The 14825-nt window shown below is 40.9% G+C and carries 16 protein-coding genes; 5 read left to right on the top strand and 11 right to left on the bottom strand.

Features of this window, described 5'->3' with window-relative positions; translation table 11 throughout:
• Positions 1-80: 80 nt before the first annotated feature.
• A complete protein-coding gene (locus FC90_RS07345) occupies positions 81-425 on the top strand; it encodes a DUF4828 domain-containing protein (RefSeq protein WP_057908597.1) in 345 nt (114 codons plus the stop codon).
• A 181-nt stretch (positions 426-606) separates the two neighbouring features.
• Here the strand turns inward: FC90_RS07345 and FC90_RS07340 are convergent, their stop codons facing one another.
• Positions 607-1356 carry a GH25 family lysozyme gene (locus tag FC90_RS07340; protein ID WP_057908596.1) on the bottom strand — a complete coding sequence of 250 codons (750 nt, stop codon included), beginning with the start codon at positions 1354-1356 and terminating at the stop codon, positions 607-609.
• A 146-nt stretch (positions 1357-1502) separates the two neighbouring features.
• On the opposite strand from FC90_RS07340, the gene FC90_RS07335 reads away from it, so the two are divergent.
• Both FC90_RS07335 and FC90_RS07330 read left to right on the top strand, forming a co-directional pair.
• Complete coding sequence (locus FC90_RS07335; protein ID WP_057908595.1) at positions 1503-1697, top strand: hypothetical protein; 195 nt, start codon at positions 1503-1505, stop codon at positions 1695-1697.
• A 23-nt stretch (positions 1698-1720) separates the two neighbouring features.
• Positions 1721-2623 (top strand): SPFH domain-containing protein, encoded by a 903-nt coding sequence (locus FC90_RS07330; RefSeq protein ID WP_057908594.1) that lies wholly within the window; start codon positions 1721-1723, stop codon positions 2621-2623.
• A 128-nt stretch (positions 2624-2751) separates the two neighbouring features.
• Here FC90_RS07330 and rlmD read toward each other — a convergent pair whose 3' ends face one another.
• From rlmD to gatC, 5 genes are all read right to left on the bottom strand, one after another.
• Positions 2752-4116: a 23S rRNA (uracil(1939)-C(5))-methyltransferase RlmD gene (gene rlmD, locus FC90_RS07325; RefSeq protein WP_057908593.1), complete on the bottom strand. Its 1365-nt coding sequence runs from the start codon at positions 4114-4116 to the stop codon at positions 2752-2754.
• A gap of 117 nt (positions 4117-4233) precedes the next feature.
• On the bottom strand, positions 4234-5250 hold the full coding sequence (locus tag FC90_RS07320) for a diacylglycerol kinase (RefSeq protein WP_057908592.1): 1017 nt from the start codon (positions 5248-5250) through the stop codon (positions 4234-4236).
• A 21-nt stretch (positions 5251-5271) separates the two neighbouring features.
• A complete protein-coding gene (gatB, locus tag FC90_RS07315; RefSeq protein WP_057908591.1) occupies positions 5272-6702 on the bottom strand; it encodes an Asp-tRNA(Asn)/Glu-tRNA(Gln) amidotransferase subunit GatB in 1431 nt (476 codons plus the stop codon).
• Positions 6702-8168, bottom strand: coding sequence for an Asp-tRNA(Asn)/Glu-tRNA(Gln) amidotransferase subunit GatA (gatA, locus tag FC90_RS07310; RefSeq protein ID WP_057908590.1), 1467 nt, complete (start codon positions 8166-8168; stop codon positions 6702-6704). Before gatA ends, gatB begins: the two co-directional genes overlap by 1 nt.
• A gap of 2 nt (positions 8169-8170) precedes the next feature.
• Entirely contained in the window at positions 8171-8467 is a 297-nt protein-coding gene (gatC, locus tag FC90_RS07305) for an Asp-tRNA(Asn)/Glu-tRNA(Gln) amidotransferase subunit GatC (protein WP_057908589.1), read from the bottom strand.
• A 297-nt stretch (positions 8468-8764) separates the two neighbouring features.
• Here gatC and FC90_RS07300 point away from each other — a divergent pair, with 297 nt between their 5' ends.
• Both FC90_RS07300 and FC90_RS07295 read left to right on the top strand, forming a co-directional pair.
• Positions 8765-9304, top strand: a complete 540-nt coding sequence (locus FC90_RS07300; protein ID WP_057908588.1) for a hypothetical protein — start codon at positions 8765-8767, stop codon at positions 9302-9304.
• Between the two features lie 59 nt (positions 9305-9363).
• Positions 9364-9849: an Rrf2 family transcriptional regulator gene (locus tag FC90_RS07295; RefSeq protein WP_319016962.1), complete on the top strand. Its 486-nt coding sequence runs from the start codon at positions 9364-9366 to the stop codon at positions 9847-9849.
• Between the two features lie 94 nt (positions 9850-9943).
• Here FC90_RS07295 and FC90_RS07290 read toward each other — a convergent pair whose 3' ends face one another.
• The 5 genes from FC90_RS07290 to ligA all read right to left on the bottom strand — a co-directional run bounded on the left by FC90_RS07290 (position 9944) and on the right by ligA (position 14780).
• Complete coding sequence (locus FC90_RS07290; protein WP_057908586.1) at positions 9944-10732, bottom strand: SIR2 family NAD-dependent protein deacylase; 789 nt, start codon at positions 10730-10732, stop codon at positions 9944-9946.
• A gap of 56 nt (positions 10733-10788) precedes the next feature.
• A complete protein-coding gene (locus tag FC90_RS07285; RefSeq protein WP_226789476.1) occupies positions 10789-11256 on the bottom strand; it encodes a hypothetical protein in 468 nt (155 codons plus the stop codon).
• Positions 11237-11467 (bottom strand): hypothetical protein, encoded by a 231-nt coding sequence (locus tag FC90_RS09520; RefSeq protein ID WP_226789475.1) that lies wholly within the window; start codon positions 11465-11467, stop codon positions 11237-11239. The genes FC90_RS07285 and FC90_RS09520 overlap by 20 nt, the downstream gene beginning before the upstream one ends.
• Positions 11468-11559: 92 nt before the next feature.
• Positions 11560-12690, bottom strand: a complete 1131-nt coding sequence (locus tag FC90_RS07280) for a CamS family sex pheromone protein (protein WP_057908585.1) — start codon at positions 12688-12690, stop codon at positions 11560-11562.
• Between the two features lie 59 nt (positions 12691-12749).
• Positions 12750-14780, bottom strand: coding sequence for an NAD-dependent DNA ligase LigA (gene ligA / locus FC90_RS07275; RefSeq protein WP_057908584.1), 2031 nt, complete (start codon positions 14778-14780; stop codon positions 12750-12752).
• Between the last annotated feature and the right edge of the window lie 45 nt (positions 14781-14825).

The following is a 14825-nucleotide window of genomic DNA, read 5'->3' as shown; positions in this document are numbered from 1 at the left end:
AATCCGTCTTAAGTCCGATAATTAATTGCCCGCAAACTAACTTTTTCGTGGTAGAATAATAGTTAATCGGGGTGTGACTTATGCATTTTTTTAAATTTCAAAGACCACAGGCAATTTTGAATCAAACAATTCACCAGTATCAGCAAAAAATTCGAACCACGCAGGCAGCAAAAGTGGCGCGTTTTTATGCAGGACATTGGTCTTTTAACGACACCCAAACGCGAAAAACACACACCTTAGAAATCACACCGAATTTACTGGTACAAATTGACCATAAACCGTTAAGCGGCAAGGTTATTTCACTCACTGAACATGAGTTGGTTTTTCTTGACCACTACGGGTACCAATTAAAGATTACTTGTGAAGATCAACGACCTGTTTCCATCTATGATGAAGCCGAGGATATGGATTATCCAATTAAATAATTACTAACAAAGCCGCCACAACAAAAATGTTGTGCCGGCTTTGTTTAATATGCGCGGCGTTTACAATCATTAGCGATTAAAGTTTGACGATCATAATTACAATGATTGATTCCTCAACTACCGCGACTAATAATCATCCCAAGAGCTGTGCTATGTTTAAATATCTCATTCTATGACTTGCTTATTTTAGTAGTTGCCATTGGTGCTTCGATCCTGTGAATACGGCTAACTGGTAATCAGTTTGGCGATTACTCTTGGGGATTGGGCTACCAGTTGTATATTGCCAAAACCCACTCTTGGTTGTCAACGTTGGTCGTGTGCGTGTTACCTGCCATAATGGATAAGTACCGTTTTGTGGCACATAGCGTCTGAGCAACACTGGTTCACCGCCGATAATACAGTCTTGTTGATAATGTTGATTAATTAAAGCAACCAGCTGTGCCAGTGATGCTTGTGTTTTCTTTTTCTTCGGTGGTTGTTGAGCGTAGTCGTTATAATCGTCAAGATAAATCATAATCGGTAGCTTACCCGTCTGCTGACCAACGGCCTTAAATAATTGGTCGGCTTGGCGCTTGGGGGAACTATCAAAACTAAAAAAATGAAAAATTCCAACGCTCAGACCAGATCCATTTGCGCGACTATAATTCGTATCAAAATTATCATCTTTATAACTAGCACCTTCTGTCGCCTTTAGATAAACAAACTGCAGGCCCTCTTTTTTTAAATCATTAAAATCTTGATAACCATCGGTTTGACTCAATTGCATACCTAAAATTGGATATTGTAATTCGCTTGGTCGATCAGAACGCTGGTGTAACCACCAAAATACAGCGCCTAAACCTAGACAAAGTACAACGGTAATCACTATCATCTGCCGCCAATAACGCTTTTGGAAACTGTCTTTAAAAATTGGCGTAACCTTCCGACGCATCTTTACTTCCTCCGCTTTCAACTTTAGTACACTCAGTGTACTATCTTCAAGTACCCGAGACAAGTAACCTGACAGTTTTGTTCTTTCTGTCACTTAAAGTTGTCTTTTATTGACAATCAGATACAATACCAATAAGGAGGCAGAATATGTTAGATGAACGCTTAGTGGGATTAACATTTACTTTACCAGACGCTAAACAAACTGGCGTGATCAATTTTTTTGGCATTCGTTACCATTACCAAGTACAAGGAGCCGCGAGTCCTGGTCTTTGCGTTATCATCACCGCCGTTACACCTTTAGCCTTAATCGTGACAGCACACCATAATATTCTGGATTATTAAACCAGACCAAAGGAGTTTATCGTATGAATATTTTTATCAGTATTTTATTAATTGTCGTTTTGGTGATGATTGCAGTCGCCCTCTTTTCATCATTTGCATTAATTCACACTGGAGAAGTGGGTATTTTGGAGCGCTTAGGCGTTTATGTTAAAACTCTCAATCCTGGATTTCATTTTGTGATGCCCTTCATCTTCCACATCACGGAAATCGTCAACATGAAACAAATTCCATTAAAAGTTGCTGAACAAGAAGTGATTACTAAAGATAATGTAGTCGTTATGATTTCAGAAACGATTAAATATCACATTACCGATGTTAATGCATATGTCTATAAAAATAAAGATTCCGTTTTAAGTATGGTTCAAGATACTCGGGCCCAATTACGCGGAATTATCGGCAACATGGATTTAAATGATGTTTTAAACGGGACTGAAAAAATTAATCAAACGCTTTTTGAACAACTAAGCACAGTTACCGCTGGTTATGGTCTGAATGTCGATCGTGTCAATATCGATTCGATTCAAGTAGCCCACGATATTCAAGAATCAATGAATAAACTACTCCGCGCTTCGCGTGAAAAAGAAGCCAATATTATGGAAGCTGAAGGACTTAAAGCCGCAGCCATTCGTAAAGCTGAAGGATTAAAAGAAGCCAATATTCTTGAAGCTGAAGCTAACAAACAGACCCAAATTTTGGAGGCTGAAGGAAAAGCACAAAGTGAACGGACCATTGCTGAAGCTGTCAAAGATCAAATCAACCTGATTAATGCTAGTTTAATCAACAATGGTGAACTTTACCTCCAATATAAGAATATTGAAGCAATGGAACACATCGCCGACGGTCAAAATAACACTATCGTCTTGCCAAGTAAGTCAATCGACAGTTTGGGTAATCTCCCCGCGGTTGGTGCGCTACTTAAAAAATAAATTACCCTTTAAATACCAACAAGCACCATCATAAAATACGATTTCCAAATTTAACTACCTCAACGCACAAAAAGCGGGTCGCTACTGTCCATTTTGAACAATAGCGACCCGCTTTTTGTGGATATTTTTTACTTTAAAACTAATTTTGTGACTGATTCAATATGCAATGTTTGGGGGAACATATCCACTGGTTGAGTTGATTCTGCTTCATATCCTTGGGCGGTCAATAATTCTAAATCCCGCGCCAAAGTTGCTGGGTTACAGCTGACATAAACCATCTTGGCCGGTTTCAATTGTCCCACCGCTTCGATGAAGCTAGCTTCCAATCCTTTACGTGGTGGATCAACAATCAGCACATCGACCTGTAAATCATCTGCTTGCCATTGAGCCATCACTTCTTCTGCTTTACCAAGCGTGAATGAAACATTTTCAATGCCATTAATTTTGGCGTTATGCCGTGCATCCATCACAGCAGATTCAACGACTTCGACGCCATAAACTTGCTTGGCATGTTTAGCAATTGCTAACGAAATTGTGCCAATTCCTGAATAGGCATCGATTACGGTTTCGTTACCCGTTAAACCAGCTGCTTCAATGGCCTTATTATACAAGACTTCGGTTTGTACTGGGTTGACTTGATAGAACGACTGCGCTGAAATTTCGAATTTCAAGCCCATTAATTCATCACGAATAAAATCGCGCCCCGCAATCAATTTAGTTTCGTCACCAAAAATAACGTTCGTTTGAGCGGCATTCACGTTTTGCATAATGCTGACGACTTCTGGCAAGGCCTTCTTAATTTCAACGGCGATTTCACGAGCTGCGGGTAATCTCTTACTCCGCGTAATGAAAACAATCATCATTTCATGACTATAATAACCACGCCGAACCATGATTGTTTTCAATACGCCTTTATGCGTCTCTTCATTGTATGGATCGATGTAGAATCGACGTAAAATATCACGAACCACTTTGATGGCAGCATCAATTTTAGGATCTTGAATATAAAAATCTTCCATCGGCATCACTTGATGACTATGTTTTCGATAAAAACCAGTCATCAAAGCGCCATCAATAAACCGGACTGGTACTTGGGCCTTATTCCGATAACCAGTTGGATTGTCCATACCTAAAACTGGTTGGACCGGAATATCCAAATGCGCTTTTTGAAAAACATTCACCACTTGGTTACGTTTAAAGGCCAGCTGTGCCGGATACGCTAAATGTTGCAAAGGTGCGATCCCGGTTTGTGAGTAAATATTTGCCTTTGATTCAACGCGGTCGGCACTTTTTTTCAATATTTTAATTAAGCGGGCAAAGCCGTACTGTTTATTAACCTTTGTCACTTGGATTTCAGCACGTTCGTCGGGAAGGACCCCTTCAATGAATAATGGATAGCTGTCAATTTTAGCGACCCCCATCCCTTCATAGGTTAAATCCATAATATCAACGGTCAATGTATCATTTTTTCTTACAGGAGCTTGTATTTTCATAGTTACCTCTTTTTAATTGTGTAAAAAGAGTCTGAGACAAAAACTAAGTTTTGTTTCGGACTCTTTTCTTAGCTACCAGTGCGCGGGTGTGCTCCACGCCTTATCTAATGCTTCAGTTTAACCTATTTTACCATCGCCGTCTATGTCTTTTTTAGAAATCGTTTCGACTTCTTGCATAAATAAATCTTCGACCGGTGTCTCCGCCGTAATTGCCCGTTCGGGAATGTCTTCTTTATTCACATACATTTCGATATGTTGTTGCAAGTTGGTAAAGGTCATTGGTGCATCTCCACCATATTCTCCATCGAGGTTAATCATCATCTTAGCTTTGTCGTTGTCCGGGTGAACAACGAGTTTCGCGGTTTTCGTGTAAATAACTCGCGGATCATTGACGTGTTTGCCACCTTTAATGACTAGCGCAATTAAATGAACCAATTCAGCCATGTTTGCTGTCTTGACCACAATCAATGAAAAATTACCATCGTTAAGTTGGGCATCTGGGGCAACTTGTTCAAAGCCCCCCACGGAATTCGTTAAACCTAATAAGAAAAGTGATGCCTCACCATCATAGGTCCCACCATCGTATTCAAGATGCATCTTAATGGGTTTAATCTGGGGTAACATCTCAGCACCTTTAACGACATAAGCCAAGTATCCGAAAATCGACTTGAAGTCTGATGGTACTTCATAAGTTAATTCGGTCAGTAAGCCCCCGCCAGCAATATTCATGAAGTAGTGATCGTTAGCTTGCCCAATATCCATCTTGAGTGTTTGATTCTTCAAAATTACTTTAGCTGCTTCCACTGGATTATCCCGCGGTATTTTTAACGCCCGTGCATAATCATTAGTCGTTCCAGCCGGAATAACCGCCATCATAGGTCGTTTTTCTAAACCGGCAATCCCGTTGACAACTTCATTAATTGTCCCATCGCCACCGGCAGCAACAATTAAATCGAAGTTAGCCTTAGCTGCACGCGTTGCTTCTTTTTGAGCTGAAGCTGGTGCTGCAGTTGTTTGAAAGGCACTCGCTTCGTAACCCGCTTGTTCTAAAATATCCAGAATATCAGCGATACTACGTTTCATCACTTCATGTCCTGAAGTTGGATTATAAATTAACCGTGCACGTTTTTGCATTCGACTCTCCTATAATATTAATTATCGTTTGTTCAATTCAGCCATCAACAAATCATTAACCACCTTAGGATTGGCTTGACCCCGTGTTTCTTTCATAATCTTACCGACTAAGAAACCTACTGCACGGTCTTTACCATTCTTAAAATCATCAATTGATTGTTGATTGTCATCTAAAATTCCAGTAATGATTGGCGTCAACTTAGCAGGATCAGATAATTGGACCATGCCCTTGGCTTCAACCCACGCTTTAGGGTCAGTATCATTTTGAATAATTTCTTGGAAGACTTTCTTAGCGATCTTCGATGAAATCACCCCATCTTTAATTAGATTAATCATTTGCGCTAAATGCGCTGGTGTCAGGGCTGTCTCTTGCAGATCAATTTGTTGATCATTCAAATAAGCATTCACCTCACCCATCAACCAGTTAGAAACTTGTTTAGGTGCGGCCCCATCAGCAACCGCTGCTTCGAAGAAATCAGACATTTCCTTAGTATTCGTCAAAACACCTGCATCATATTCAGGCAAGCCTAATTGATCTACATACCGTGCACGCCGTTTAGCTGGCATTTCCGGCAGATTATCCTGGACTGTTTGTAACCAGTCATCACCAATGTGCAATGGTGGTAGATCAGGTTCTGGAAAATAACGATAATCATCGGCCCCGGTTTTAACCCGCATGAGGAATGTCTCACCCGTTTTCTCATCAAATCGACGTGTTTCAGGACGGATTGTTTCACCCGCAATCAAGAGTTGTGATTGCCGTTTGATTTCATAAGCCAGCCCTAAGCGGACATGGTTGAATGAATTCAAATTTTTCAATTCTGATTTTATGCCGTATTGCTTGGCACCAATTGGTCGTACAGAGATGTTGGTGTCCACCCGCATTGAGCCTTCTTCCATCTTAACGTCCGAAGCGCCCGTAAATTGGACGATTTGGCGCAAGGTTTCAAGATAAGCATAGGCCTCTTCAGGCGTTGACATATCCGGCTTAGAGACAATTTCAATCAAGGCAGTCCCTTGACGGTTTAAATCGACATATGAATAGCCATCAGAGCCATGGGTATTCTTCCCAGCATCTTCTTCAACGTGTAATTCAGCAATCCCAATTTTTTTCGTGTGACCATCAACTTGAACTTCGATGTAGCCATCTTTACCAAGCGGTTGTTCATATTGTGTAATCTGGTATGCTTTGGGATTATCTGGATAAAAATAATTCTTCCGGTCAAAATGCGTATCACGCGCAATATCAGCATGCAGGGCGGTCGCAACCATCATTCCCAACGTGTAGGCCCCTTTATTCAAGGTTGGCAAGGTCCCCGGATAACCCCAATCGATGACATTCGTATTGGTGTTAGGTTCAGCACCATAATTAACAGGAGATGGACTGTACATTTTTGAATTCGTTTTTAATTCAATATGCACCTCAAGTCCAATTGTTGTTTCAAAATTCATTAGGCTTTTCCTCCTTTGAAACTTGGTACGTTTTTGCTAAATCCAGTCGCTTGCTCAAAAGCATAGCCGACCCGATAAACCGCTTCTTCATCAAATGCTTTCCCAATGATCTGTAACCCAACTGGCAAGCCATCAACCAGTCCGGCAGGTACTGACATCGCAGGTAAGCCAGCCATATTAGCTGGAATAGTTAAAATATCATTCATATACATTGTGACTGGATCGGTCACCTTGCGACCTAGGTCAAAGGCCGTTGTTGGCGTTGTTGGTCCAACCACTAAGTCATAGTCAGCAAAAACCTTTTCAAAGTCGCGAATAACCAATGTCCGGACCTGGCCCGCTTTTTTGAAGTAAGCGTCATAAAATCCAGATGAAAGTGCAAACGTCCCTAACATAATCCGTCGTTTTACTTCATGACCAAAGCCTTCTGAACGTGACTTCACATAAACGTCTTCCAAAGTCTTTGCTTCTGGTGAACGATAACCGTAACGAATCCCATCAAAGCGTGATAAGTTCGATGAAGCTTCGCTAGAAGCAATAATATAGTAAATCTGGACGGCATATTTAGAATTGGGTAAGCTCACCTCATCAACCGTTGCCCCCAGTGATCGTAAGGTATCAATTGCTGTTTCGATTTGGGCTTTAACGCCAGGTGCAACTCCTTCGGCCATGTATTCTTTGGCAACAGCAATCTTCATGCCTTTGATGTTACCGTCTAAAGCGGCTCGAAAATCTGGCACCGGAATATCAGCACTCGTACTATCTTTTTCATCATGCCCACTAATAGCTTGTAAAACAGTGGCATTGTCAGCGACAGTTCGACTGAAAACCCCGACTTGATCCAAACTCGAGGCAAATGCAATTGCCCCCCAGCGCGAAACCCGTCCATAAGTTGGTTTAATGCCAACAATCCCATTAAAGGCAGCTGGTTGACGAATCGAACCACCAGTATCCGTTCCTAAAGAAGCGACCACTTCACCGGCAGCAACAGCTGCCGCCGAACCACCTGATGAACCACCCGGCACTTTGTCTAAGTTCCATGGATTTTTCGTCTTTTTAAAGGCTGATGTTTCAGTCGATGATCCCATGGCAAATTCATCCAAGTTATTTTTACCAATCATGATGGCATCTTTAGCCTTTAGTTTTTCAACCACTGTTGCATCAAAAACAGGCTTAAAATTAGCTAACATCTTGCTAGCAGCTGTTGTTGTTACGCCGTCTGTCAATAAATTATCCTTAATCCCAATTGGCATTCCAGCAAGTAAATTGTCCGTAGCGATTGGCTTTGCATCGACTTGAGCAGCAGCAGCTTGCGCCCCAGCTTCATCAATTGTTAAAAAAGCATCCACCTGTGGTTCTTTCTTTTCAATTTCAGCAAGCGTTTCGGTGACCAATTGAGTTGCAGATAAATCACCCGCCACTAATTTAGCGTGGATGCTCTGTAAATCTTCGTATAAGTAATTCACAGCTATGCTTCCTCCTTATCCATAATGGCAGGGACTTTCAGTAAGCCATCCGCTGAATCTGGTGCATTCTTCATTAAGATATCACGATCGGTGCCAGCTTGGGCAACATCTTCACGTACAATATTTTGAAGGTTATTCACATGAGTCGTCACTGGGACGCCTGTTGTATCAACTTTGTTTAATTCATCAGTCATTTTCATGATGTCAGCAAGTTGTTCAGTAAGTTGTTCTAACTCAGCATCGCTAAAAGCTAGTTTTGAAAGCTCTGCGACATGCTGAACTTGTGTTTTATCAATCATGTGTAAACCCCTCTTCTTATTTTGTCACTTTTATCCATGCTAATTAATTTTACCATATATTAACGTAGAAAAAAGTGACATCACTTGGAAATTAACAGATTTTGCGCTACTTTTCTTATTTTTGCTTACGCTAATTCATTTTGAATGCATCATTTAATGCCAAGCAATTAACTGGTCATCGATATGATTCATAAGTGCTTATCATAGACATAGATTCGTTTAATCTAATATGATTAATATATAAGTTATTTATTAATACTTATCATCATTTTAAAATTATAGTAGGAGTGTGTTGATATGATAAAAATTGGCGTGAACCACTTGATAACAGTATCAATCTTATGTTTAATGGGGAGCATTGGGCTCCCAAGTTCAGCAGCCTTTGCAGCAACCACTTCTGTGGGAGTTACTATCTCCGGAGTTACCGCCGAAATGACCGCTAAGGCTCAAGAAGCGGCGGCCAACCAAGCGGCACTAGCAAAAGCCTGGTTAGAAACCGAGATTGATGACAGTCAACCCGTTGAAGTCAGCGAAACAATTGGTGCCCAAACGGTTCATTACTGGGAAGCCGCCGATGGTTCTCGCAATACTACCGCACCTGCTGAAATAGCAGAACCGTTTGAGACCATGCCAACAACCACATCCGTACAAACCGCGCATCAACTTGAAGCCACAATCGTCAAAGACCCACCCATCGAGCATTTTCAATCAATGCCGTCCAAAAATCAAATTGATCAAACCGCAAGAGCCTTTAAACAATTGACAACAGACTGGGCAAGTCAGCTAAGCATATCTTCCCTAGAAGACTGGCTTATCAATTTAAAAATTACTGGTTAATTTTATTAAAGCCACTTTAATATTGAACCTCGGTGCGGCAAAACCTGTGATTTGATGTTATAATTACAATAACATCTTTTAAAAGGAGTTTTTCTATAAAAAAATCAGTTCGCTTAAGCAACGCGGTGCACCTCATGACGCTGATTGCACTAAACCCGTTCGATAATCTCTCTAGCCAACGCATCGCTAAGAGCATCAATACAAATCCTTCTTTTATTCGGCAAATTATGAGCCAACTCAAAGCCGCTGATTTACTGACGAGTGTGAAGGGGCACGCTGAGCCCAAACTCGCAAAAGCTCCCGATCAAATTTCCCTCTGTGATATCTATAAAGCTGTCGACGATACACGATTATTGAACATCGATACCCAAATTGATCCAAGCTGTGGACCTGGACAAAATATTCAGTTGTCGCTTGCTACTTACTACGATCAAATCCAAGAAACTGCTGAACAACAAATGCAATCAATTAAATTAGCTGATATTATTCAACAATACCAACAACGACTGGCAATACAACCAGAACTGAGTCATTATCAGAACTAATCCACAGTAAGCTCAGCTTAATTTGTGGCTTATATCGTTTTTCTAATATTTAGAATAAGCAAAAAGGATGGGGCCTTGCCCCATCCTTTTTGCGTTACATTATTTCTTTTAAATCGGTCAATACTTTCGCTAAATCATATTTAACCGCGATACCACGATCCGTCAACTCGCGCGGAACAATTGCATCTTTGGGATTAATTGTAATGTAAGTCGCTTGTGGATTTTGATACGTTAAATTCATAAATGGCTCTTTAATGAACATCGGCGTCATCATGCCCACCCCTAATTCTAGATAAACGGTCTTTTTATGCGCCGCTTTTTGAATAAAATGACAATATTTATTATATTGTTCATTATAATATTGTCCTTCAAGAAATTCATAACCCCGGACCCATTCCAACATTTCGGCACCACATTCTGGACAGCGTGGAATTAAATTTTCCGGCAAATGATCATTTCCAATCTGTGGGAATAATCGATCCACATCTAGTTGTGATGGATAAACTTGGTCGTGACATTTATCTGCACACTGGAAATAGGACCAATCACCTTGAATCGTGGCCACTGCTTTGTCAGGAAAGGCTCTTGGAAATTGAACGTCTTGATTCGTAGTGACGATATCATAATCTTTGTCTTTAAGCACCGCTTTTAAATCGTGATAGGGTTGAAAAATGGCTTCGTGCAGGTTATAGTGCGCAACCGTTAGTTTAAAGCCCCAATAGTCACCACGATTTGTCCAAGTCTTCCCCGTATATTGTTCCAAATAATAATTTCGCCACAAACTGCCAGCATGATACTTATTTTCAATGGCCTTAAAATGTTTAAGATAGGTCGGATCACCCGGATTATACCAATCGGGGCCAGCCGCCGCTGACAAGCACATAATCGGCATTTTTAATGACGGTCGCTGTTTTTTGTAATGTGTTTTGATAGTCTGAATTAGTCATTTTTAAACAGCTCCTTAAAATTATCATCAATTGATCCGACAAGTCCAATTGAACGTTGGGCAATAGTCGTTGGTATTCTAATTTCATGTGCTAAATTCAGTGTGATATAGTGATAGCACACATTTTGAGCCACGAGTCGCATCAGTGGTGCTTTAATTAATTGATTATCGGCCCCAATCCCGAGTTCGAGAACCACCAGATTTTGGGAACGATAGTTTTGCACAAATGCATTAAACTTAGCTTGTTGCTTTTGAATCATCGGCATTGGATTTTGATTATTATCAAAATTCCCTTCCACTTCAAAAAGCCGTTGTTCATCAAAACCATTCATTTGAAAATGCATATCACCATTCGACGTGACGATAAAGTAATCATGATCACCAACTAATTGCTTTAAATCTTGAAAAACTGATGTGCCTTCATAATGATCGACCATATAATCATACTTGATAAAATGCATCTCGTTCAGCTAATGTTGGATAATCAAAGAAAAGTCCTTGCAGAATATTCATGATTCCATAGCGTTTATTAAAAGCGCCGAAATGGGTTATAAACGGCGCATCATGGGCAAATATATTATACCCCTCTGTAATCGATAAACCGTTACTGGCGCTGATTAAAATAGCATCTGCATTATCTATCCATTCTCGTGCTTTTTTAAAATTGTTCATGCTATACCCCTTTGATATATTTAAAAAAATACAACTACTAAATAAAAAAAGCGTCAACAACGATAAAAGTTGTTGACGCTTTTTGATTTTTACTAATAACTTCCAAAGACATGGGTAGAAAATCCCTTACTCCCAGTTGCGCGACCAACATAGGCTTGCATCCCTTCTGCCGAGGAAATCGAAATATCCAATGGAATATTTTGCGGTAAGTATTTATTGGCAGCAGTTGCAATGTATTGGGTGAAACTCATGATTTCAGTTTCACTGTAAAATTGCGTATTAACCGTAATATTCATCCCAGCAAGTACACCATCTTCATAGTGTGCTTGCGCCGTCACACCGCTTAAGTTCGGAAAGAAAGTTTGCACTTGTTCTTTAAAACTATTAAACGCGTCGACGTCACTTTGATTAACTGCTTTTTCATTATTTACTAACGGGAAAACTTGATTAGCTTGGTCTAATTCGTGCCATGAATCAATCGTCGTGCTACCATTTTTACTAATCCCATAGGCGAAGAAAGTCCCCCCAACTAAACTATCCTTAGGGGCCTGTTTATATAGGCCAATCGCAATCGTAGTCTCATCCATCCCCTTTTTCTGACGTAGACGGCTCAAGACTTTGTTGGCTATTTGTTTACCTTGTTGCGCCATCATGGCACTTGATATCTTAGTTTCAAATGTCGCGCCATATTGTTCCTTGGTATAATAATCAATCTGATTCATTCCCAGACCAATACTCATACCGTCAAGTGCGCCATCTGATCCCAAAAAATCTTGCTCTAGAATTTGTTGAAGGTATAATGGATTGCGCTTGTCCGGTTCTTTTTGACCATTATCTTCAGGATTTAATCCTAACGGGTTATCTTTGGATTGACGTGCCAGCCATTTTTGCGCTTCTGCTGTTTTAATCGTCTGCCCCTCTTGATAGAGGTATTTATCGGTTGGAAATTGCTGTTTCGAGATTTTCAACAAGCCACTTTCCAAACTCTTGACATCAAAAGCCGTATTACTTTGCTGCGTTGTTAATCCCCGGGTCTGACTGGTCTTGTACTGGTTATTATCAATCACCCCTTCGTACATACTATCGGTCACTTTCCCCGTTGTTTGCAGTTTCTTCGTCGTCTTGGTTGATGACGCTGAATTGGAACTACCTTGTAAACTTGTACAACCCGCCAACAATAAAACTGCCGCGGCTGCGACTACCCATAATTTATACTTTGCCACTAAAAATGGCCTCCTTATACATCCTTAATCAAGTTGACTGGTTGAAATTTTTAATTTACCTACATCCAATAACTTTCTAAAGCCGCTTCATTAATAATTGGAATTGCTAATGCTTGGGCTTTAACTAATTTACTCCCAGCATCTTCGCCTGCAATCAAAATATCCGTCTTTTTAGATACTGAACCCGTTACCTTTGCTCCGTTATCTTCAAGGCGTTGTTTTAGTTCGCTGCGTGTATATTGCGTTAATTTACCGGTCAGTACAACGGTCTTACCATTAAAATAACTATCACTATTTTGCGCTTGGGCTTGGGTCACCCCAGTATAAGTTAAATTGACCTGAACTTCAGCCAATTCATGGATCAGCGTTTGGACTTGTGCATCTGCAAAATAAGTCACTAAACTATCCGCAATCGTCGCACCAATTGTATCTACCGCCATAATCGCTTCTTGGTCACTAGCCATCAAAGCCGCCATGGTCTCAAAATGCGCCGCCAATAATCGGGCTGCTTTGGCGCCTACATGGCGAACCCCTAATCCAAATAATAACCTTTCTAGCGAATTTTGCCGACTGGTTTCAATGGCATTTAATAAATTATTAATCGATTTTTCTTTAAACTTATCTAACTGTGCTAATTGCGTGGCTGTCAGTCGATATAAATCAGCAACATCATGCACCAAGCCTTGATCCAGCAATTGGCCAATAATGCGCGGTCCTAAGCCATCGATATTCATCGCATTCCGTGATGCAAAATGCGTTAGTTGTTCCTTAATTTGTGCTGGGCACATCGGATTAATACACCGCAAAGCAACTTCTTCATCTAAATGGACTAATTCATGGCCACAAGATGGACAGACAGTTGGAATTATGGCCGGTTGGCTGTCATTAGGTCGTTTAGCTAATACGACTTGGGAGATTTCCGGAATGATATCCCCGGCCTTATGCAACAAGACCGTGTCCAATAAGCGAACATCTTTATCCTGTAGCATATCGGCATTGTGCAATGAAGCACGCGCAACTGTCGTCCCAGCCAATTGAACGGGATCCATCACGGCAGTCGGGGTCACAACCCCTGTGCGTCCAATTGTCCACTCGATATCACGGACAATTGTCGCAGCCTCTTCAGGTGGAAATTTATAAGCGATTTCCCAACGTGGCACTTTCACCGTATTGCCTAGTTGGCGTTGTAAAGCTAGGTCATTCACTTTTAAGACAACCCCATCGATTCCGTATTCCAATGCGTCTCGCATTGCTTGATAACGCGCAATAAAGGCTTGGACTGCCATCATATCTTGGCAAACTTCAGCTGTCGGATTGACGTTAAATCCAAGTTCTGCGAGCACTTCTAACGCTTCATGTTGCGTTGTCACCTGCACATCATCAAACGTGACAATCGTATACATAAAGGCACTCAAATTCCGATCAGCAGCCACTTGAGCATCCAATTGCCGTAAACTCCCGGCCGCAGCATTCCGTGGATTCGCAAATGGTGGTTGTCCCTGTGCTTCACGTTTAGTATTTAAAGCCGCAAAAGCGGCTTTGGGCATGTAACATTCGCCGCGGACTTCGATTGAAACCGGCTTAGTTAATTTTTGTGGAATTGCTTTAATCGTTTTTAGGTTTTGGGTGATATCCTCCCCGATTGTCCCATTGCCGCGGGTTGCTCCCCGAACAAAACGACCTTTTTCATAAATTAAATCAATCGCCAGTCCGTCAATTTTTAATTCAACATTATATTCGATGGGCTGACCAATATTTTTTTGTAACCGATTATCAAAAGTAGCGAGTTCTGCTTCTGAAAAGACATCTCCCATCGATAACATCGGTATAGCATGTATTACTTTTTTAAATCCTGGTAAGACTTGATCGCCAACCTTCTGCGTTGGTGAATCATGGGTGACGATGTCTGGGAAAGCGGCTTCTAGTTGTTCTAAATCATGATACAGGTCATCATACACGTAATCTTCCACTACCGGTGCGTCTTTTGTGTAATATGCCTCACTATATTTGGCTAATGTTTGCCGGAGTTTTTGGGCCGCTTCTGCCGCTTCAATTTGTGTATATTGATCAATTGATTTCGCTAATCCCATAATAAACACTCCTTTTGAATGGAAATAAGATCCTGTCTAAACCGA

This window comes from Latilactobacillus graminis DSM 20719 (assembly GCF_001436415.1).
GTDB classification, from domain to species: Bacteria; Bacillota; Bacilli; order Lactobacillales; family Lactobacillaceae; genus Latilactobacillus; species Latilactobacillus graminis.
Note: the sequence above shows the minus strand (reverse complement) of the source record. Positions and strands in the feature narration are given on the sequence as shown.